Annotated in this window: 16 protein-coding genes and 1 pseudogene; 9 read left to right on the forward strand and 8 right to left on the reverse strand. The window is 63.9% G+C overall.

What is annotated here, in order from left to right:
* The first annotated feature begins 362 nt into the window (after nt 1-362).
* Nucleotides 363-1,169 (forward strand): N-acyl homoserine lactonase family protein, encoded by an 807-nt coding sequence (locus AC0L3B_RS32000; protein ID WP_085348882.1) that lies wholly within the window; start codon nt 363-365, stop codon nt 1,167-1,169.
* Here AC0L3B_RS32000 and AC0L3B_RS32005 read toward each other — a convergent pair whose 3' ends face one another.
* Nucleotides 1,170-1,712, reverse strand: a complete 543-nt coding sequence (locus AC0L3B_RS32005; protein WP_018456591.1) for a MarR family winged helix-turn-helix transcriptional regulator — start codon at nt 1,710-1,712, stop codon at nt 1,170-1,172.
* Nucleotides 1,713-1,821: 109 nt separating this feature from the next.
* Between AC0L3B_RS32005 and AC0L3B_RS32010 the strand changes: the two genes are divergently transcribed.
* The 5 genes from AC0L3B_RS32010 to fahA all read left to right on the forward strand — a co-directional run bounded on the left by AC0L3B_RS32010 (nt 1,822) and on the right by fahA (nt 7,477).
* Nucleotides 1,822-3,462, forward strand: a complete 1,641-nt coding sequence (locus AC0L3B_RS32010; RefSeq protein ID WP_473381666.1) for an FAD-dependent oxidoreductase — start codon at nt 1,822-1,824, stop codon at nt 3,460-3,462.
* Between the two features lie 13 nt (nt 3,463-3,475).
* Nucleotides 3,476-3,700: a DUF2783 domain-containing protein gene (locus AC0L3B_RS32015; protein WP_018456589.1), complete on the forward strand. Its 225-nt coding sequence runs from the start codon at nt 3,476-3,478 to the stop codon at nt 3,698-3,700.
* A gap of 25 nt (nt 3,701-3,725) precedes the next feature.
* Nucleotides 3,726-4,688 (forward strand): MBL fold metallo-hydrolase, encoded by a 963-nt coding sequence (locus AC0L3B_RS32020; protein ID WP_473381667.1) that lies wholly within the window; start codon nt 3,726-3,728, stop codon nt 4,686-4,688.
* Nucleotides 4,685-6,031 carry a homogentisate 1,2-dioxygenase gene (gene hmgA / locus AC0L3B_RS32025; protein ID WP_473381668.1) on the forward strand — a complete coding sequence of 449 codons (1,347 nt, stop codon included), beginning with the start codon at nt 4,685-4,687 and terminating at the stop codon, nt 6,029-6,031. Before AC0L3B_RS32020 ends, hmgA begins: the two co-directional genes overlap by 4 nt.
* A gap of 174 nt (nt 6,032-6,205) precedes the next feature.
* A complete protein-coding gene (gene fahA, locus AC0L3B_RS32030; protein ID WP_473381669.1) occupies nt 6,206-7,477 on the forward strand; it encodes a fumarylacetoacetase in 1,272 nt (423 codons plus the stop codon).
* A 133-nt stretch (nt 7,478-7,610) separates the two neighbouring features.
* Here the strand turns inward: fahA and AC0L3B_RS32035 are convergent, their stop codons facing one another.
* Together AC0L3B_RS32035 and AC0L3B_RS32040 are read right to left on the reverse strand one after the other, a co-directional pair.
* The gene (locus AC0L3B_RS32035) at nt 7,611-7,922 is read right to left on the reverse strand and encodes a DUF1272 domain-containing protein (RefSeq protein WP_085358513.1); all 312 of its coding nucleotides are present in this window, start codon (nt 7,920-7,922) and stop codon (nt 7,611-7,613) included.
* Between the two features lie 74 nt (nt 7,923-7,996).
* Nucleotides 7,997-8,476 (reverse strand): Lrp/AsnC family transcriptional regulator, encoded by a 480-nt coding sequence (locus tag AC0L3B_RS32040; protein WP_018456584.1) that lies wholly within the window; start codon nt 8,474-8,476, stop codon nt 7,997-7,999.
* Between the two features lie 121 nt (nt 8,477-8,597).
* Here AC0L3B_RS32040 and hppD point away from each other — a divergent pair, with 121 nt between their 5' ends.
* A complete protein-coding gene (gene hppD / locus AC0L3B_RS32045) occupies nt 8,598-9,713 on the forward strand; it encodes a 4-hydroxyphenylpyruvate dioxygenase (protein WP_018456583.1) in 1,116 nt (371 codons plus the stop codon).
* A gap of 205 nt (nt 9,714-9,918) precedes the next feature.
* Here the strand turns inward: hppD and AC0L3B_RS32050 are convergent, their stop codons facing one another.
* The 4 genes from AC0L3B_RS32050 to AC0L3B_RS32065 all read right to left on the reverse strand — a co-directional run bounded on the left by AC0L3B_RS32050 (nt 9,919) and on the right by AC0L3B_RS32065 (nt 14,967).
* Nucleotides 9,919-11,031, reverse strand: coding sequence for a CaiB/BaiF CoA transferase family protein (locus AC0L3B_RS32050; RefSeq protein ID WP_026233200.1), 1,113 nt, complete (start codon nt 11,029-11,031; stop codon nt 9,919-9,921).
* A gap of 209 nt (nt 11,032-11,240) precedes the next feature.
* A complete protein-coding gene (locus tag AC0L3B_RS32055) occupies nt 11,241-12,041 on the reverse strand; it encodes an FAD binding domain-containing protein (protein ID WP_018456581.1) in 801 nt (266 codons plus the stop codon).
* A gap of 13 nt (nt 12,042-12,054) precedes the next feature.
* A complete protein-coding gene (locus AC0L3B_RS32060; protein WP_018456580.1) occupies nt 12,055-14,397 on the reverse strand; it encodes a xanthine dehydrogenase family protein molybdopterin-binding subunit in 2,343 nt (780 codons plus the stop codon).
* 84 nt (nt 14,398-14,481) lie between these two features.
* Nucleotides 14,482-14,967, reverse strand: coding sequence for a (2Fe-2S)-binding protein (locus AC0L3B_RS32065; RefSeq protein ID WP_085348891.1), 486 nt, complete (start codon nt 14,965-14,967; stop codon nt 14,482-14,484).
* A 357-nt stretch (nt 14,968-15,324) separates the two neighbouring features.
* Between AC0L3B_RS32065 and AC0L3B_RS32070 the strand changes: the two genes are divergently transcribed.
* A complete protein-coding gene (locus AC0L3B_RS32070) occupies nt 15,325-17,364 on the forward strand; it encodes a methyl-accepting chemotaxis protein (protein WP_473381670.1) in 2,040 nt (679 codons plus the stop codon).
* 295 nt (nt 17,365-17,659) lie between these two features.
* Nucleotides 17,660-19,693 (forward strand): methyl-accepting chemotaxis protein, encoded by a 2,034-nt coding sequence (locus tag AC0L3B_RS32075; RefSeq protein ID WP_473381671.1) that lies wholly within the window; start codon nt 17,660-17,662, stop codon nt 19,691-19,693.
* A 51-nt stretch (nt 19,694-19,744) separates the two neighbouring features.
* Here AC0L3B_RS32075 and AC0L3B_RS32080 read toward each other — a convergent pair.
* Nucleotides 19,745-19,867: pseudogene (locus tag AC0L3B_RS32080) on the reverse strand (IS30 family transposase); the annotation flags it as partial.

Genomic DNA, 19,867 nt, shown 5'->3' on the forward strand with positions numbered 1-19,867 from the left:
AAGGCGCCGTTTCCAGCTTGCGCCGCGGCGACCTTAACTTACGCAATGTGCATTATCAAACCGGGGGAGGGGGGCGTCAACCGCTTGCGGATTCGGCGCTATCGCGACAATTGACCGCGACGCATGGGCATGTTGCGGGGGAATAAACGGGCGGTCATGATCGCACGCGATGCATTTTGGTTGTCATGCTGGTTGTCATTGCGGCTGCAAATTAGGGCAGCCATGGCGACAACAATGTGATTGGTCTCACATTGCGGACGGGCCTCCTTCAACCTGCGGTGTTTGACCTTTGCGGTGGACGATGGCTTGGTGCGGTCGATCGCCGCTGAAGGTGCATCCACAAAAAGAGCAAGATCAAAACCATGGGAAACGCCTACGAAATCTACGCACTGCGCTATGCGACGATGTCGCCGCGCACGCCCCACATGAACTTCCTCGCGCCCGACCCGCATGACAGCGCGGCGCAGGATCTCGACTATTTCGTCTGGCTGATCCGCGGCAACGGCCGCGACATCCTGGTCGATACCGGCTTCAATGCCGAGGAAGCGTCCGCGCGGGCGCGCAAGCTGACGCTCAATCCGGTCGACGCGCTGGAGCGCTTTGGTGTCGCGGCAGCGAGCATTCGCGACATCATCGTGACGCATCTGCATTACGACCATGCCGGCAATCTCGACCGCTTCCCGAACGCCCGCTTCCATCTCCAGGAGCGCGAGATGGCCTACGCGACGGGGCGCTGCATGTGCAACGGACTGCTGCGACATCCGTTCTCAGTCGAGCACGTCACCCAGATGGTCCGCCATGTCTATGGCGAGCGCGTCAATTTCTATTCCGGCGACGGCGAGGTCGCGCCCGGCGTCACCTTGCACCGCGTCGGCGGCCATTCGGACGGCTTGCAGGTGGTCAGAGTCGAGACCGCGCGCGGACCGGTGGTGCTGGCGTCCGATGCCGCGCATTATTACGCCAATCTCCAGCGCAGAAGCCCATTCCCGATCGTCTACAATGTCGGCGACATGGCGGTTGGCTGGGAGACCATCGAGCGCCTCGCCGGCCATCCTGACCGGTTCATTCCCGGCCATGATCCGATCGTGACGGAGATCTATCCGCGCGCCAGCGACAAGGTCGATGTCTGGGCGCTGCATTTGCCGCCGTCGCGATCATTTGCGAAGTGATCAATACGCCTGCTTGGCGTCGGCCTCTTCGCTGGTCTGGATCAAATCGAGGCTCTGTTCGATCTTGCCGAGCAGCGTCGATAGCTGTTTGCGCTCCTGCGCGGTGAGGCAGGCGAGGATCTCGTCTTCCCGCCGCAGCAATTGCGGAAACAGCTCCTCGTAGAGCGTGCGGCCTTTCCTGGTCAGTCGCAGACGGAATTCGCGGCGGTCGGCTTCGTTCTCGACGCGCTCGATCAAACCCTGATGCAGCAACATGGTCACCGCGCGGCTGATCGTGGATTTGTGCGTGCGGGTGCATTGCGCGACGTACTGCGCGCTGCAGGCATCGTTGCGGAAGCCGAGCGTCGCGATCACGCGCCAGGCGGGGATGTCGAGGCCGTGACGCTCCTGATATTCGACGGCGAGTGCGGAACTCACCTCCGCGGCGAGCCGGTTGAGGCGGAACGGCACGAACCTGAACAGGTCGAGCCGTGTTTTTGGCCGCGGTGAAGCCTCATCGGCCTCGCGTGTCTTCAGCGCGATGTCGCTGGATGTCCTCGCCAAGGAGAGCGCTCCGAATTCCAGTTGACGGCCGGCCGGCTCCGGTCCAAAATAGTTGCACGTGAGACTATTAGCAGATCAGGCCTCTCCTGACCAGAGCCGAGGTTAGCGCATGGCGAAGGCCAATACGCATCAGGCCAAAACCCAGTTCGGCTATCGCCGCCACCCCGATCAGGATCGTCCCGGCCAGAGCTCGGCCGAGCATCCCGTGGTGATCGTGGGCGCTGGCCCGGTCGGGCTGTCGCTTGCGATCGACCTTGCCCAACGCGGCCAGCGCGTCGTTCTTCTGGATGACGCCGACCGCATCGGAGAGGGCTCCCGCGCGATCTGCTTCTCGAAACGCTCGCTGGAATATTGGGACCGGCTCGGCGTCGGCGACCGCATGGTCGACAAGGGCGTGGTCTGGAGCGTCGGCCGCATCTTCCACGGCGAGCAGCAGCTCTACCAGTTCAATCTACTGCCGGAGGACGGTCACAAGCGGCCGGCCTTCATCAATCTCCAGCAATATTACGCCGAAGCCTATCTGGTCGACCGCATCAGCGAGCTGCCCGAGATCAATCTGCGCTGGCGCAACAAGGTGACGGCGCTGGAGAGCCGCAACGCTTCCGTCGCGCTGACGATCGAGACGCCGGAGGGCGCCTATCGCCTGCACGCGCAATATGTCGTCGCCTGCGACGGCGCGCGCTCGTCGCTGCGGCAGATGGTGGGCGCCGACTTCGCCGGACAGGTGTTCGAGGACCAGTTCCTGATCGCCGATGTCAAGATGACCGCGGAATTCCCGACCGAGCGCTGGTTCTGGTTCGATCCGCCGTTTCACGCGGGACGTTCGGCGCTGCTGCACCGACAGCCCGACGATGTCTGGCGCATCGACCTTCAGCTCAATCGCTATGCCGACCCCGTCGTCGAGAAGAAGCCCGAGAACGTGCGGCCGCGGATTGCGCGCATGCTCGGCCACGACAAGTTCGAGTTCGAGTGGATCTCGCTTTACAAATTCCAGTGCCGGCGGATGGATCGCTTCGTCCATGGCCGCGTGATCTTTGCAGGCGATTCCGCGCACCAGGTCTCGCCCTTCGGCGCGCGCGGCGCCAATTCGGGACTCGAGGACGCCGAGAATCTCTCCTGGAAGCTCGACCGCGTGCTGCGCGGCGCCTCACCCGCGAGCCTGCTCGAGAGCTATCACGTCGAGCGCAGTCTGGCGGCCGACGAGAACATCCGCGAATCCACCCGCTCGACCGATTTCATGGCGCCGAACTCGCATCAGGAAGCGCGGCTGCGCAAGGCGGTGCTGTCGCTGGCCAAGGAAACGGAATTCGGCAAGCGCATGGTCAATGGCGGGCGGCTCTCGGTGCCGTGCAGCTATGACTCGCCGCTGTCATCGCCGGATGCGGATGCGTGGCGCGGTGGCCCGCTCCCGGGTTGTTCGATGCTCGATGCTCCCGTTACGACGCGCGCGGGCGAGCAAGCCTATTTGACGGATGCATTCCGCAAGGGTGGAACAGACTTCACCTTGCTGTCGTTCGGCAACGGCGCGGCGATCGATGCGCCTGTTGGTGTGAAGGACATCTGCATCGGCGGTGAGGACGAGCTCGCAGATCCGGCAGGGCTCACTGCAAAGCGCTATGATGCGGAACCAGGCTCAGCCTACCTATTAAGGCCGGACGGTTACGTTGCGGCGCGCTTCCGCCACCCCACGCGCGCTGGCGTCGCGGCAGCGCTGTCACGGGCGCAGGGCTTGAATCAAGAATTTGCTTGAATTGAGGATTCGCATGCCGCTCTCCACCAGCTCCAACTTCGCGCGACCCGACGACGCCTTTCGCGCCATTGTGGAGGCGCATCGTGGCTTCACCGACGAGCAGAGCGCGGACTTCGACGCGGCGCTGGTGCTGATCCTCGCCAACCATATCGGCGATATCGTCGTGCTGCGGGAGGCGATTCTCCTCGCCAAGCGGCGCATGATCGACGGCCAGCAGCAGCAACAGCAACAACAATAGCCCCAAAGACTTGAAGGATGAATTGATGGCGAAGAACTTCGCATCCACCGGCGACCTCTCCGAGAAGAAGATCACCTTCTCCGAGATTGGCACCGATCTCTACGCCTTCACCGCGGAGGGCGATCCGAACACCGCGATCATCGTCGGCGACGACGGCTGCCTGGTGTTCGACGCGCAATCGACGCCGGCGATGGCCAACAAGGTGATCGAGCGCGTCCGTGCCGTCACCGACAAACCGATCAAATATGTCGTGCTGTCGCATTATCACGCCGTGCGCGTGCTCGGCGCCTCCGCCTACAAGGCGCAGGGCATCGTCGCCTCGCAGGAGACCTATCGCCTCATCGAGGAGCGTGGCCAGCAGGATTGGGATTCCGAGTACGGCCGCTTCCCGCGCCTGTTTCAGGACGCATCGAGCATACCCGGCCTGACCTGGCCGACGCTGACCTTCGAAGGCGAGATGTCGATCTATCTCGGCAAGCGCGAGGTACGCCTGATGCAGCTTGGCGCCGGCCATACCTCGGGCGACATCGTCGCCTGGGTGCCGGATGCCGAGGTGATGTTCTCCGGTGACCTGATCGAATACCACTCGGCCTGCTATTGTGGCGACGCACACCTGCGCGAATGGCCGCTGACGCTGAACGAGATCCGCAACTTCAATCCCAAGGCGATCGCGCCGGGCCGCGGCGATGCGTTGAAGGGTGTCGCCACGGTGCGCGAAGCCATCGCGATGACGCGCGACTTCGTCACCTCGCTCTACGGCGCCGCCGAAATCTCGGTCGCCAAGGGCTGCACGCTGAAGGAATCGATGGCCGCGACGCGCGAGGTCATGGATCCGAAATTTTCGAGCTTCGCCATCTACGAGCACTGTCTGCCGTTCAACGTATCTCGCGCCTATGACGAGGCGTCGGGGATCGACGACCCCGTGATCTGGACCGACAAGCGCGACCAGGAGATGTGGGCCGCCCTGCAAGGAGGAGGATCATCATGAACATCAACACCTCGCCCGATCAGATCATTCGCAGCACGGCCCAGGTCACGCCGGGCTACATGTCCGGCTTCGGCAACAGTTTCGAGACCGAAGCGCTGCCGGGCGCGCTGCCGATCGGACGCAACTCGCCGCAGCGCTGTGCCTACGGCCTCTATGCCGAGCAGCTCTCCGGCTCGCCCTTCACGGCGCCGCGCGGCAGCAACGAGCGCTCATGGCTCTATCGCATTCGCCCGTCGGTGAAACACTCGGGTCGTTTCGAGATGGTCGACGGCGGCCTGTGGCGTTCGGCACCGTGCCACGAAAACGACCTGCCGATCGCGCAATTGCGCTGGGATCCGGCGCCGATCCCGAAGGAGGACATGACCTTCCTTCAGGGCGTGCAGACCATGACCACCGCCGGTGACGTCAACACCCAGGCCGGCATGGCCGCCCACGTCTATCTCATCACCAAATCGATGGTGGACCAGCACTTCTACAATGCCGACGGCGAGCTGATGTTCGTGCTGCAGCAGGGCAATCTTCGCATCGTCACGGAGTTCGGCCGCATCGACGCCGAGCCCGGCGAGATCGTGGTGATCCCGCGCGGCGTCAAGTTCCGGGTGGAGATTCCGAGCGGACCGGCGCGTGGCTATCTCTGCGAAAACTACGGCGGCGCCTTCACGCTGCCGGAGCGCGGACCGATCGGCGCCAATTGCCTCGCCAATGCCCGCGACTTCCTGACGCCGGTCGCGCACTACGAGGACAAGGACACACCGACCGAGCTTTACGTGAAATGGGGCGGATCGTTGTTCAGGACGCAGTTGCCCCACTCGCCGATCGACGTCGTCGCCTGGCACGGCAATTATGCGCCGTATAAATATGATCTGCGCACCTTCTCGCCGGTCGGCGCGATCGGCTTCGATCATCCCGATCCCTCGATCTTCACCGTGCTGACCTCGCCGTCGGAGACCGCGGGCACGGCGAATATCGACTTCGTGATCTTCCCCGAGCGCTGGATGGTCGCCGACAACACCTTCCGCCCGCCGTGGTATCACATGAACATCATGAGCGAGTTCATGGGCCTGATCTACGGCGTGTACGACGCCAAGCCGCAAGGTTTTGTGCCGGGCGGCATGAGTTTGCACAATTGCATGCTGCCGCACGGCCCCGATCGCGATGCCTTCGAGCACGCCAGCAACGGCGAGCTGAAGCCGGTCAAGCTGACCGGCACCATGGCCTTCATGTTCGAGACCCGCTACGCGCAGCGCGTCACCGCGCACGCCGCGAATTCCGCGACGTTGCAGCATGACTACGCGGATTGCTGGAAGGGCCTCGCGAAGCGGTTCGATCCGAGCAAGCCGTAAGCTTCTTACCCTCTCCCCTTGTGGGAGAGGGTGGCTCGCCGCATAGCGGCGAGACGGGTGAGGGGTTCTATCCGCGCGTGAACCTCTCCTTCGGACTCGCGGACAGATACCCCTCATCCGGCGCTTCGCGCCACCTTCTCCCACAAGGGGAGAAGGGAAAGACCGAGCCAAGTGATGCCCCATCCCAACGACCCCAGCCTCCGCTCCTTCATCGGCGTCGATCCCGCCTCCGATTTTCCGATCCAGAACCTGCCTTATGGTGTGTTCTCGACCGCGGCCAATCCGACGCCGCGCGTCGGCGTGGCGATCGGCGACTATGTGCTCGATCTCTGGGAGCTTGAGCAGGACTCGCGGCTCGACGTGGGGCCGCTCGGCGTGTTCTCGACGCCGTCGCTCAATGCTTTCATGGCCTTGGGGCCAAAGGTCTGGACGAAGACGCGGGCGCGGATCAGCGAACTCCTGCGCGCCGATCATCCCGAGCTGCGCGACAACGAGGAGTTGCGCAAGCAGGCCTTGGTGCCGATACGCGACGCAAGATTGCATCTGCCGTTTGCGGTCTCCGGCTACACCGATTTCTATTCGTCGAAAGAACACGCCACCAATGTCGGCGTCATGTTCCGTGGCAAGGACAATGCACTGCAGCCGAATTGGCTGCATATGCCGATCGCTTACAACGGCCGTGCCTCGACTGTCGTGGTCTCCGGCACGAAGGTGAAGCGCCCGCGCGGGCAGCTCAAGCCGCCGAATGTGGAGGCGCCGAGCTTCGGACCGTGCAAGCGGCTCGATTTCGAGCTGGAGATGGGCGTGGTGGTCGGCCAGCCGTCGCCAATGGGCGGCATGCTCACGGAGCCGCAAGCCGAGGAGATGATCTTCGGCTTCGTGCTGCTCAACGACTGGAGCGCGCGCGATATCCAGCAATGGGAATATGTGCCGCTCGGGCCGTTCCTCGCCAAGGCGTTCGCGACCTCGATCAGTCCGTGGGTGGTGACGCGCGAGGCGCTGGAGCCATTCCGCCTCAACGGGCCGCAGCAGGAGCCGGTGCCGCTCGACTACCTCAAGCAGGGCAAGCCGCAGAACTACGATCTCGAACTCGACGTCTCCTTGCGCGCCGCCGGAGCCAACGCGCCCGCCGGCATCAGCCGCACCAATTTCAAATACATGTACTGGTCGTCGGTGCAGCAGCTGATGCACCACGCCTCCTCCGGCTGCGCCATGAATGTCGGCGATCTCCTCGGCAGCGGCACCATTTCCGGTCCGGAGAAGAACCAGCGCGGCAGCCTGCTGGAGATCAGCTGGAACGGCACCGAGCCGATCGAATTGCCCGACGGCGCCAAGCGGTCGTTCCTGGAAGACGGCGACAGCCTCGTCATGCGCGGCTGGTGCCAGGGCGAGGGCTATCGTGTCGGTTTTGGTGAGGTCGAGGGGACGATTTTGGCGCCGGAGTGATTGCTGGGGAAGCGATGCGACGCTCTATCCACATTCTTCGTCTTGCGAGGTAGCGAAGCAAATCCAGAGTCTTTCCGGAGCGGCAGTCTGGATTGCTTCGTCGCAAGGGCTCCTCGCATGACGTGGTGAGAGTCTACCGCTTCTCCGGCGGCACCTCACGTATCCGCGCGCAATGCGCCGCGACGTCCTCCAGGCTGTACTTCAGATGCACCCGCTTGTCCGACGGCGCCTGGTTGGTCGTGCACACGCCCGGTCGCCATTCCTGCGTTGGCCTGATCGGGCGCGGCGCAAAACCGCCGCCGCAGTTCGGGCAGACGTTGGATAGTTTCGTCTCCACGCAGTCCGCACAGAACGTGCATTCATAGGAGCAGATCCGCGCATCGGTTGCGTTCGGGGGCAGATCGCGGTCGCAATATTCGCAGTTCGGTCGAAGCTGGAGGGCCATGGCTCAATCTCCGCAGATTGGCCGGGATCATCGCAGATCGCGTGCGCAGCGCGAATGCCGGATTTCCCTCGATTTCAGCCGGGCTTGATTTCCTTCAGCGGCAGACGCGTGCTTTCCTTCAGCCTGTCGAGCACGATCGAGGAGCGCACATGCGCGACGCTCTGGTGCGGCATCAGCACGTCGTTGACGAGGTTGGAGAGGCCCTTGAGGTCGTGCAGGACGGCCTTGAGCACGTAGTCGGCGTCGCCTGTCAGCGAGTAGGCCTCCTGGATCTCGTCGATGCGGTTGACCAGAGTCCGAAACCGCTTGGAATTGTCCGGCGAGTGGGTCGCCAGCGTCACCTGGATGAAGGCGACCACGCCGAAGCCGAGCGCCTCGCTGGAGAGATCGGCATGATAGCCCGCAATGACCTTCTCCTCTTCCAGCCGCATCCGTCGCCGCGAGCATTGCGAGGCCGAGAGCCCGGCGAGGTCGGCGAGCTCCTGGTTGGTGAGACGGCCGTCGTCCTGGAGCGCGCCCAGGATCTTGAGGTCGAAGGCATCCACCAAAGTCATGCGCGTTTCACCCACTTCATGCACAAACTGTGCATATGTTAATCAAAAGCCGTCTCATTTGCACGCCCCTTGCGCGTCCCATGAAGGATAGTTCCTCTCAGCAGCAATTTGGGAGAACACCATGGGTCCGTTTCCGCACGATGCACCGCCGGCCACGATCAGCGCCGAGAATCCGATGGGCACCGACGGGTTCGAGTTCGTCGAATATGCGCATCCCAATCCGCAAGAGCTGCACGCCTTGTTCAAGCTGATGGGCTATGTGCCCGTCGCGCGGCACAGAACGAAGAAGATCACGGTTTATCGCCAGGGCGACATCAATTACCTCGTCAACGAGGAGCCCGGCACCCAGGGTCACGATTTCGTCGCCGCGCACGGCCCCTGTGCGCCGTCGATGGCGTTTCGCGTCGTCGATGCGAAGAAGGCCTATGACCGCGCGATTTCGCTCGGTGCCGAACCTGCCGATGCGTCCTCCGCGCAGAAGACGCTCGACGTCCCCGCGATCAAGGGCATCGGCGGCAGCCTGCTCTATTTCGCTGATCGCTATGGCGCCAAGGGATCGGCCTATGACAGCGAGTTCGAATGGCTGGGTGCGCGCGATCCGCGTCCTGCCGGCGCCGGCCTGTTCTATCTCGATCACCTCACCCACAACGTCCACCGCGGCCGCATGGACGTGTGGACGGGCTTCTACGAGAAGCTCTTCAATTTCCGCCAGATCCGCTTCTTCGACATCGAGGGCCGCGCCTCGGGCCTGTTCTCGCGCGCGCTGACCAGCCCCGACGGCAAGATCCGGATTCCGATCAACGAGGACGCCGGCGATTCCGGGCAGATCGAGGAATATCTCAATATCTATCGCGGCGAGGGCATCCAGCACATCGCCTGCGGCTGCCGCGACATCTACCGCACCATCGAGGACTTGCGCGAGGCCGGTCTGCCCTTCATGCCAGCGCCGCCCGCGACCTATTTCGAGCGGATCGACGCGCGGTTGCCGAAGCATGGCGAGGACATCGCGCGGCTGCAGAAGAACGGCATCCTGATCGACGGCGAAGGCGTGGTCGACGGCGGCCAGACCAAGGTGCTGCTGCAGATCTTCTCGGCCAACGCGATCGGCCCGATCTTCTTCGAGTTCATCCAGCGCAAGGGCGACGACGGTTTCGGCGAAGGCAATTTCAAGGCGCTGTTCGAATCGATCGAGGAGGACCAGATCCGGCGCGGGGTGCTGAAGGTGGATGCGGCGTAGGCGGCCGTTGTCTGGAACGCGGTGGCATTAAGTGCCGCCGTCGTCCTGGCGAAAGCCAGGACCAATTACCCCAGGGAGCGGTCATTGGGCGAACTGGTAACTCCGAGTCTTCGTCAAACCGCGTTGGTGGCTATGGGTCTTGGCCCCCGTGCGCAATTGCGCACTAGGCCAGGACGACCCGGAGTGTGATGCGACAGCGGAGGACTTAACGCTCCGCCTTCCAGGCTTTGGTCACCGCGCCGATCTCCGCCACTTCCGGCTCGCGCACCGCCGATGGAGTCCGCGAAAAGCGCGGCGCCGGCGCCGGCTGCTTCACGCCGTGGCGCTCGACGAAGACGTTGCGGGCGACCATGTGCGGATGCTCGGTCGCTTCCGACATGGTCAGCACCGGCGCGAAGCAGATGTCGGTGCCTTCCATAATCTTGCACCAGTCCTCGCGCGTCTTGCTCTTGAACACCGTCTTCAGTTTTTCCTTCAGCGCGGGCCAAGCCTTGCGGTCCATCTGCGCATCGAAATCGGGGTCGGTCAGGCCGGCGTGCTCGCGCAGCAGCGCGTAGAATTGTGGCTCGATCGAGCCGATCGAGACGAAATGGCCGCAGGCGCATTCGTAGACGCCGTAGAAATGTGCGCCGCCGTCGAGAAAGTTCTCGTTGCGGCCTTCGGTCCAGCGGCCGAGCGTGGTCATGTCGAAGAAGAACGACATCAGCGATGCCGCGCCGTCGCACATCGCGGCATCGACGACCTGGCCCTTGCCTGACCGCGAGGCCTCCAGCAGCGCCGCGAGCACGCCGACCACGAGATAGAGCGCGCCGCCGCCGAAATCGCCGACCAGGTTGAGCGGCGGCACCGGCGCTTCCTTCGTGCCGATCGCGGCGAGCGCGCCGGTGATGGAGATGTAGTTGATGTCGTGGCCGGCGGCATTGGCGAGCGGGCCTTGCTGGCCCCAGCCGGTCATGCGGCCGTAGACCAGCTTTGGATTGCGCGCGAGCACCACGTCAGGCCCGAGACCGAGCCGCTCCATCACGCCGGGACGGAAACCCTCGACCAGCGCGTCGGCATTCGCAAGCAGATCGAGTACCTCCGCGATCGCCGCCTGGTCCTTGAGGTCGAGCTCGACCACCTTGCGGCCGCGGCCTGCGACCGACTTCATGTTCTTCCTGGCGCCGACCCGATCGAGCGTGACGATTTCGGCGCCCATGTCGGCCAGCATCATGCAGGCAAACGGGCCCGGTCCAATGCCGGCGAATTCAACGATGCGGAAGCCCGACAGCGGGCCGGAGGTGCGGACGGAGGAGTTTTGGGCTGATTGATCGAGCACGTGTTTGTTTCCTCGGATCCAAGGCGCATATTGCCGATGGTCGGCAAGCGCCAAGGCGTTCCTCTTCGGGGCGAGTTAATTGGCCGATTAACTTTTCTCGCCTTCACGCCAGTGAGGCAAGCGGTTTTCATGTCGCGTGGCTAAAATAAAACGGCGCGCACCGAAGTGCGCGCCGTGGAAAATTGCGTCGAGGCGCTAAGGCCCGATGGTCAGCGAGCGGCAGCCACCGCGCGCTGCGCCATCACCTTGATCAGGTTGGCGCGGTACTCCGCCGTGCCGTGGATGTCGGCCAGCAGATTGCTCGCCGAAATGCTCACGCCGTCGATCGCCGACGGTGACCAGTTCGCCTTCAGCGCCGTTTCGATGGCCGGGACCCGCATCACGCCGCTTTGCGAGGCGCCGGTGGCGGCCACCCGAACCTCGCCCGACTTCGTCTGCGCGACGAACACGCCGGTCAGCGCAAAGCGAGACGCAGGATGGCGCATCTTTTCGTAGCCAGCCTTCGCCGGAACCGGGAACGACACGGCGGTGATGAGCTCGCCCTCCTCCAGCGCGGTCGTGAACATGCCCTGGAAAAAGTCATCCGCCGTAATCGACCGCCTGTTGGTCTTCACGGTGGCGCCGAGCGCGAGCAGTGCGGCGGGAAAATCCGCGGCGGGATCGTTGTTGGCGATCGAGCCGCCGATCGTGCCGCGATAGCGCACGGCGGGGTCGCCGAGCACCGAAGTGAGATAGGCAATTGCGGGAATCGCCTTCTTCACGTCGGCATTCTGCATGATGTCGAAATAGGTCGTGCCGGCCTTGATGGTCAGCACGTCGCCCGAGAGCTCGACGCCCTGCAGCTCCTTGATCTTGCCGAGGTCGATGACGTCGGACGGACTGGCGAGGCGTTGCTTCATCACCGGCAGCAGCGTCTGGCCGCCGGCGAGGAACTTGGCTTCGCTGCTCTTGGAGAACAGGCTGACGGCTTCGTCAACCGAGGACGCGCGATGATAAACGGTCTGGTACATCTTCGTTCCTCCCTTAAGCCGCGTGGATCGTGCGCCACACCCTGTCCGGGGTTGCGGGCATTTCCAGATTGTTCTTGCCGATCGCATCCGTGATCGCATTGATCACGGCCGCTGACGCCCCGATCGCACCGGCCTCACCGCAACCCTTGATGCCGAGCGGATTGCCCGGGCACAGCGTCGTGGTGTGGGAGAGGTTGAACGAGGGAACGTCGTCGGCGCGCGGCATGGCGTAGTCCATGAACGAGGCCGTGACCGGCTGCCCGTTGGCGTCGTAGATCGCGTGCTCGAGCAACGCTTGTCCGATGCCTTGCACAAGACCGCCATGGACCTGGCCCTCGACGATCATCGGGTTGATCAAACGGCCGAAATCGTCGGCCGCGACGAAGTTGACGAAGGAGGTCTTGCCCGTACCGGGATCGACCTCGAGCTCGCAGATGTATGTGCCGGCCGGAAAGGTGAAGTTGGTCGGGTCGTAGAAGGCGCTCTCCTTCAGGCCCGGCTCCATCCCGTCGGGCAGATTGTGCGCGGTATAGGCCGCGAGTGCGACCATCGGGAAGGCGATCGCCTTGTCGGTGCCGGCGACCTTGAACTCGCCGTTCTCGATGACGATGTCGCCTTCCGAGGCTTCCAGCGCATGCGCGGCGATCTTCTTGGCCTTGGATTCCATCTTCTCCATGGCCTTCAGGATCGCGGTGAGGCCGACGGCGGCCGAGCGCGAGCCATAGGTGCCCATGCCGAACTGCACCTTGTCGGTGTCGCCATGGACGATCGAGACCTGACTGATGGGAACGCCGAGGCGTTCGGCTACGAGCTGGCAGAACGTGGTCTCGTGACCCTGGCCGTGGCTGTGTGATCCCGTCAGGACCTCGATGGTGCCGACCGGGTTGACGCGGACTTCGGCGGACTCCCAAAGACCGACGCCGGCGCCCAGGCTGCCGACGGCCTTCGACGGCGCGATGCCGCAGGCCTCGATGTAGCAGGACACGCCGATGCCGCGCAGCTTGCCGTCGGCCTTCGCCTTGGCCTTGCGCCCGGCAAAGCCGGCATAGTCGATCGCTTTCATCGCGGCGTCGAGCGAGGCGTTAAAATCGCCGGTGTCATAGGCCATGATCACCGGCGTCTGGTGCGGGAACTGGGTGATGAAGTTGGTCCGGCGCAGCGCGGCCGGATCGACCTTCAACTGCCGCGCCGCCGTCTCCATCAGACGTTCGATCAGATAGCTCGCCTCGGGGCGGCCGGCGCCGCGATAGGCGTCGACCGGCGTGGTGTTGGTGTAGACCCCGACCACCTCGGCATGGATCGCCGGGATGTTGTACTGGCCCGACAGCAGCGTCGCGTAGAGATAGGTCGGCACCGACGACGAGAACAGCGACATGTAGGCGCCGAAATTGGCGTAGGTCTTCACCTTCAATCCGGTGATCTTGTTGTTGGCGTCGAACGCCATCTCGGCGTGGGTGACGTGGTCGCGGCCATGCGCATCGGTGAGGAAGGCTTCGGTGCGGTCGCCGGTCCATTTCACGGGACGGCCGACCTTCTTCGAGGCCCACAGCGCCACCATCTCTTCGGGATAGATGAAGATCTTGGAGCCGAAGCCGCCGCCGACGTCGGGTGCGATCACGCGCAGCTTGTGCTCGGGTGCGATGTTGTAGAACGCCGACAGCACGAGGCGGGCGACGTGCGGATTCTGCGACGTCGTGTAGAGCGTGAAATGCTCTTCCGCCGAATCGTAATCGGCAATTGCCGCGCGCGGCTCCATCGCGTTCGGCGCGAGACGGTTGTTGGTGACGTCGAGCTTCACCACGTTGGCGGCCTTGGCGAAGGCGGCATCGGTGGCGCCCTCGTCGCCGATCACCCAGTCATAAACCTGGTTGCCGGGAGCTTCGGGATGCAGCTGCGGCGCGCCGGACTTGATCGCGGCGTGGACGTCGGCGACCGCGGGCAGCTCTTCATAGTTCACGACCACGGCTTCGGCCGCGTCGCGTGCGAGATTCTTGGTCTCGGCGATCACGACTGCGACGGCCTGACCGACGAAGCGCACGGTCTCCGGCGCCATTGCCGGCCATGCGCCCATCTTCATCGGGCTGCCGTCCTTGGAGGTGATGGCCCAGCCGCAGATCAGGTTACCGACCTTGTCGTCGACGATTTGCTGACCGGTCAGCACAGCGACCACGCCCGGCATCTTCAGCGCCTCGGCGGGATCGATCCCCTTCACCTTGGCATGCGCGTGCGGGCTGCGGATGAAATGGGCATGGGTCATGCCCTGCAATTTGATGTCGTCGACGTAGCGGCCCTTGCCGGTAATGAAACGCTTGTCTTCCTTGCGCACGACGCTCGCGCCAATGCCTTCAACGCCCATGTCTGGTCCTCCCGACCGGAATTTGTCTTGACCGCGCTTTCCCTCGAAAGCGGCGGCGATCGTTCTTATTTCGAGGCGGGCCGCTTACTCGGCCGCCTGCGAGACCTTCATGCGGCCTGCCGCATCCAGCACGGCTTTGACGATGTTGTGGTACCCAGTGCAGCGGCAGATATTGCCTTCGAGCTCGTGGCGGACGGTGGCCTCGTCGAGCTGGCCACCATAGCGGTGCACGATGTCGATCGCCGACATGATCATGCCCGGCGTGCAATAGCCGCACTGCAGGCCGTGATTGTCGCGGAAGGCCGCCTGCATCGGGTGCAGCTCGTCGCCCTTGGCGATGCCTTCGATCGTTGTGATTCTGGCGCCGTCGGCCTGTCCTGCCAGCATGGTGCAGGATTTGATCGCCTTGCCGTCCATATGGACGACGCAGGCGCCGCACTGGCTGGTGTCGCAGCCGACATGGGTTCCGGTGAGGTTGAGGTGGTCGCGCAGCAGCTGAACCAGCAGCGTGCGGTCCTCGACGTCGACAGCAACGGCCTTGCCGTTCACCGTCAGTTTGACTGTAGACACGGTTGAAGTCCTCCCGGGATCGATTTTGATTGTTTCTAATTAGAGACAGCGACCCGGAACTTTGCAACTACGATTTTGGCCGCCCGCGTCATGGAAAAGTCATTGATCCAGAATGCCCAACATTGGTTTGGGGGGCGAGTCGGCCGGATCGGGTTGCGGCGCCGGGGCGCCAGCTGGGATGCCAGCCTCTATATCCCTATCCGGCTCGCCATTGCAGTCCGGCCTCGGCCGATAGAGCCGGAAGCTCTGCGGGCGCACCGAATTTACCGCCCCTTATCGATTCTGCCTTAGTTTTGCGCAGCCAGGTCAGGGGGCGGGGCGCCACCGGATCTCGGCTGAATGAAAATGGGGGTGGGAATGTCCGGGCGTATCGCGTCGTCGTCGAAGCGCACAATAATGCCGACCCTCAGGTTCCGCGCCAAGATCATTCTGGGCTTTGCCGCGGTGCTGGTGATCTCCGCCGGCAGCATGGCCTTCTCCTATTTTGGCTTCGAGCGGGTCTCGTCCGGGGTCGGGTCCTACCGCACCAGTGTCACCGAGGCCGATCTCGCCCGTAACATCGACCGGGAGCTGCTCGCCTATCGCTCGGCCGTCAGATATTTCGTCGTCACCGGCAAGGAGGACGACGCCAAGACGGCGCTGGACGCGGAGACCGGCCTGAAGAGCGCCATCGACCAGGCGGTCAAGAGCGCCAAGAAGCCGGCGCGGCAGGAAAGTCTGGACAAGCTCGCCAAGGAGTTTTCCAACTTCTCCGCGACCTTCGCGAAAGTCCTCCAGGCCAAGCGTGACAGCGCGCTGCTGGTGCAGAACCAGCTCATGCGCAACGCCAACCTCCTGAAATACAAGCTCGACGACATCGGCAACAATGCCTCCGATTCCGAGGCGCAGGCGATCGAGTTCGGGACCAAGCAGGTCAACGCCCAATTCCAGACCGCGAGCGGGGCGGCGACCAATTTCGTGCTGACGTCCGACCAGGCGATCGCGACCAGCGCGCTGGCGCGGTTGAAATTCGTCGAGAACTCGCTCAACGCGGTCTATTCCATGGACGACAAGATCGTCGCCGGCCTGAAGGACGCCAAGGGATTGCTCGGTGCTTATCGGGAATCGCTGGAGAAACTGATCGCCAACGCCAAGATGATCGACGAGCTCGTCACCGAGATGAGCGGCTCGGCCAGCGCGATCCTTCAGGGTGCCACCGCCATGAAGGCGGACCTCGTTGCCGAGCAGCAGCGGTTGGAGTCCGAATCGGAAGCGACCATCGGGAAGACCGAGCAACTGGTGCTGATGCTGGCCGTCGGCGGTACGCTGCTCGGCGCGGTCCTCGCTTTCCTGCTCGGCACCGGCATTTCGCGTCCGATGATTGCGATGTGCAAGGCGATGCGCGAGCTCGCCTCGGGCAATTTCGACGTCGTGCTGCCGGGCCTCGGCCGCAGGGACGAGATCGGCGAGATGGCCGGCGCGGTCGAAGAATTCAAGGTGCAGGCCGTGGCCAAGGCCGAGCGCGACGCCGCCGCCAACGAACTTCAGAACAGGGAGCAGGCCGCAAGCCGTCGTTCCGAGCTGATTCGTTTCGCCGATGATTTCGAGAGCGCGGTTGGTGCCATCGTCTCCAACGTCTCCGCCTCCGCCGTGCAGCTGGAATCGGCGGCCTCGACGCTGACCCGCACCGCCGAGACCACCCAGAGCCTGTCGAGCCAGGTCGCCGACGTCTCCGAGCAGGCCTCCAGCAACATGCAGTCGGTCGCGACCGCGACCGAAGAGCTCTCGGCCTCGGTCGAGGAGATCGGCCGTCAGGTCCGCGATTCCAGCCGCATTGCCGAAGCTGCCGTGGTGCAGGCAAAGGAGACCGATAATCGCATCGGCAAGCTCTCGCATGCCGCCCAGCAGATCGGCGAAGTCGTCAAGCTGATCACGGCGATCGCCGAGCAGACCAATCTTCTGGCTCTGAACGCGACGATCGAGGCGGCACGCGCCGGCGAAGCCGGCCGCGGCTTTGCAGTGGTCGCCAGCGAAGTGAAGTCGCTCGCGAGCCAGACCGCGAAGGCCACCGACGAGATCTCCTCGCACATCACGGGCATGCAAGGCGCCACGGCCGAGTCGGTTGCGGCGATCAAGGAGATCGGCGCCACCATCGGCCAGATCTCGTCGATCTCGACCTCGATTGCGAGCGCGGTGGAGCAGCAAGGCGCGGCGACGCAGGAAATCGCGCGCAGCGTCCAGACCGTCGCACAGGGCACTCAGACCGCCGCCACCGACATCGGCCAGGTCAACCGCGGCGCCGCCGAAACCGGCTCGGCTTCGGAAGAGGTGCTGCACTCGGCCAAGACGCTGTCGTCCGAAAGCACCCGCCTGCGCGCCGAGCTCGACCGCTTCATGGGGAATATCCGGGCGGCGTAGGGGCATTCCGCTCAATGTCGTCCTGGCGAAAGCCAGGACCCATTACCCCAGCGAGAAGTTGCGGCGCGGGCCGGTAAACCCGAATCTTCGCCAAACCGCTCTCCGGGGTAATCGGTCCGGGATCAGCACTCCGCTCCGCTTGTCCAGGACGACGAGACCCTGCGTCACGTAACCGCCGGTTGCGGCGCCACAAATTTACCGCAGCTTATCCTTTGCCATTTACCGTGCTCACGCGTCAGGAAGCGGGCTGCTTCCGGGCTGCGCCTGGTTTTCCGCGAATGGAATGGGGTGGGGAATGCCCGTCAAGTCGAAGCCGACCACATCGAAGCTGCTCACCTTGCGTTTTCGCGCAAAAATCATCCTCGGCTTCGTGGCGGTGCTCGCCATCCTCGCCGTCAGCATGGCTTTCGCGTATTTCGGCTTCGAGCGGATTCAGGCCGCCGTGGCCTCCTACCGCTCCAGCGTCGCCGAAGCGGACCTTGCGCGGACGGTCGATCGCGAGCTGATCGCTTACCAGGGCTTGGCGCGGGCCTACACGCTGACCGGCGCGGCGGATGATGAGACCGCAGCCAAAGCAGCTGAAGAGAATTTGAGGGCCGCGATCGCCAAGTCGGCGGCGGCCACCACGGGCGCAGCCCGCCGCGAGCAGGTCGGCAGGCTCGAGGCCGACTTCAAGAGCTTCACCAAGGTGTTCGGCGAGATCATCACGTTGACGCGCGAGAACGGCAAGATCGCGACCGATGAGCTCAACAGCGTCGGCAACAAGATCCGGTTCAAGTTCGACGACCTTGCCGATACCGCGGCATTGGCGGGCCTGAACTCGGTTCAGGGCACGGCCAAGGACATCACATCGCAATATCTGGCGGTCTCCACCTCGGTCAGCGCCTTCGTCGCCAAGCCGGAGCCGAAGACCGCCGACGGCGTGATCGCCCGCATCAAATTCCTGGAGACCCTGCTGGTCTCGATCTATGCCAACGACCAGAAGATCACCGACCGCGTCACCGAGATCAGCAATCTCCTCAAGCAGTACCGCGCCTCCTTTTCAAAGCTGACCGAGAACGTGAAGGTCATCGTCAAGCTGAACGGCGAGATGACCAAGACAGCCGCGTCCATTCTCAAGCTCTCGGGTGAGCTGCGATCGGAGCTGACGGCGGATCAGCAGCGCATCGAGGTCAACGCCAATGCCACCATCGGTGAGACCGAGCGGCTGATGCTGATGATGGCGCTGGGCGGCCTTGCCGTCGGCGCTGCGCTCGCCCTGATGCTGGGCAATGGCATTTCGCGTCCGATGATCGCGATGTGCAAGGCGATGCGCGAGCTTGCCGCGGGCAATTTCGACGTCGTGCTGCCGGGCCTCGGCCGCAGGGACGAGATCGGCGAGATGGCCGGCGCGGTCGAAGAATTCAAGGTGCAGGCCGTGGCCAAGGCCGAGCGCGACGCCGCCGCCAACGAACTTCAGAACAGGGAGCAGGCCGCAAGCCGTCGTTCCGAGCTGATTCGTTTCGCCGATGATTTCGAGAGCGCGGTTGGTGCCATCGTCTCCAACGTCTCCGCCTCCGCCGTGCAGCTGGAATCGGCGGCCTCGACGCTGACCCGCACCGCCGAGACCACCCAGAGCCTGTCGAGCCAGGTCGCCGACGTCTCCGAGCAGGCCTCCAGCAACATGCAGTCGGTCGCGACCGCGACCGAAGAGCTCTCGGCCTCGGTCGAGGAGATCGGCCGTCAGGTCCGCGATTCCAGCCGCATTGCCGAAGCTGCCGTGGTGCAGGCAAAGGAGACCGATAATCGCATCGGCAAGCTCTCGCATGCCGCCCAGCAGATCGGCGAAGTCGTCAAGCTGATCACGGCGATCGCCGAGCAGACCAATCTTCTGGCTCTGAACGCGACGATCGAGGCGGCACGCGCCGGCGAAGCCGGCCGCGGCTTTGCAGTGGTCGCCAGCGAAGTGAAGTCGCTCGCGAGCCAGACCGCGAAGGCCACCGACGAGATCTCCTCGCACATCACGGGCATGCAAGGCGCCACGGCCGAGTCGGTTGCGGCGATCAAGGAGATCGGCGCCACCATCGGCCAGATCTCGTCGATCTCGACCTCGATTGCGAGCGCGGTGGAGCAGCAAGGCGCGGCGACGCAGGAAATCGCGCGCAGCGTCCAGACCGTCGCACAGGGCACTCAGACCGCCGCCACCGACATCGGCCAGGTCAACCGCGGCGCCGCCGAAACCGGCTCGGCTTCGGAAGAGGTGCTGCACTCGGCCAAGACGCTGTCGTCCGAAAGCACCCGCCTGCGCGCCGAGCTCGACCGCTTCATGGGGAATATCCGGGCAGCGTAAGCGCTCGACCTTCGCGCAACGCCTCCGCCGTCGTCCTGGCGAAAGCCAGGAGGTGGATTCACACTCGAAGTGCAACAGTTGAGAGGAGAAGGCCTCGGCCGGGGTTCTGAAGTCAAGGCATTTGCGCGGGGTGTTGTTGTAGGCGGCAATGGACTGACGGAAGCGCCTGGTTGG

Source organism: Bradyrhizobium sp. Kon56, assembly GCF_055807635.1.

Excerpts from the sequence above, each read along its gene's own strand:
- AC0L3B_RS32000 (WP_085348882.1), top strand. The coding sequence starts at position 363 with ATGGGAAACGCCTACGAAATCTACGCACTGCGCTATGCGACGATGTCG.
- AC0L3B_RS32010 (WP_473381666.1), top strand. The coding sequence starts at position 1,822 with ATGGCGAAGGCCAATACGCATCAGGCCAAAACCCAGTTCGGCTATCGC.
- AC0L3B_RS32015 (WP_018456589.1), top strand. The coding sequence starts at position 3,476 with ATGCCGCTCTCCACCAGCTCCAACTTCGCGCGACCCGACGACGCCTTT.
- AC0L3B_RS32020 (WP_473381667.1), top strand. The coding sequence starts at position 3,726 with ATGGCGAAGAACTTCGCATCCACCGGCGACCTCTCCGAGAAGAAGATC.
- hmgA (WP_473381668.1), top strand. The coding sequence starts at position 4,685 with ATGAACATCAACACCTCGCCCGATCAGATCATTCGCAGCACGGCCCAG.
- fahA (WP_473381669.1), top strand. The coding sequence starts at position 6,206 with ATGCCCCATCCCAACGACCCCAGCCTCCGCTCCTTCATCGGCGTCGAT.
- AC0L3B_RS32035 (WP_085358513.1), bottom strand. The coding sequence starts at position 7,922 with ATGGCCCTCCAGCTTCGACCGAACTGCGAATATTGCGACCGCGATCTG.
- AC0L3B_RS32040 (WP_018456584.1), bottom strand. The coding sequence starts at position 8,476 with ATGACTTTGGTGGATGCCTTCGACCTCAAGATCCTGGGCGCGCTCCAG.
- hppD (WP_018456583.1), top strand. The coding sequence starts at position 8,598 with ATGGGTCCGTTTCCGCACGATGCACCGCCGGCCACGATCAGCGCCGAG.
- AC0L3B_RS32055 (WP_018456581.1), bottom strand. The coding sequence starts at position 12,041 with ATGTACCAGACCGTTTATCATCGCGCGTCCTCGGTTGACGAAGCCGTC.
- AC0L3B_RS32060 (WP_018456580.1), bottom strand. The coding sequence starts at position 14,397 with ATGGGCGTTGAAGGCATTGGCGCGAGCGTCGTGCGCAAGGAAGACAAG.
- AC0L3B_RS32070 (WP_473381670.1), top strand. The coding sequence starts at position 15,325 with ATGTCCGGGCGTATCGCGTCGTCGTCGAAGCGCACAATAATGCCGACC.
- AC0L3B_RS32075 (WP_473381671.1), top strand. The coding sequence starts at position 17,660 with ATGCCCGTCAAGTCGAAGCCGACCACATCGAAGCTGCTCACCTTGCGT.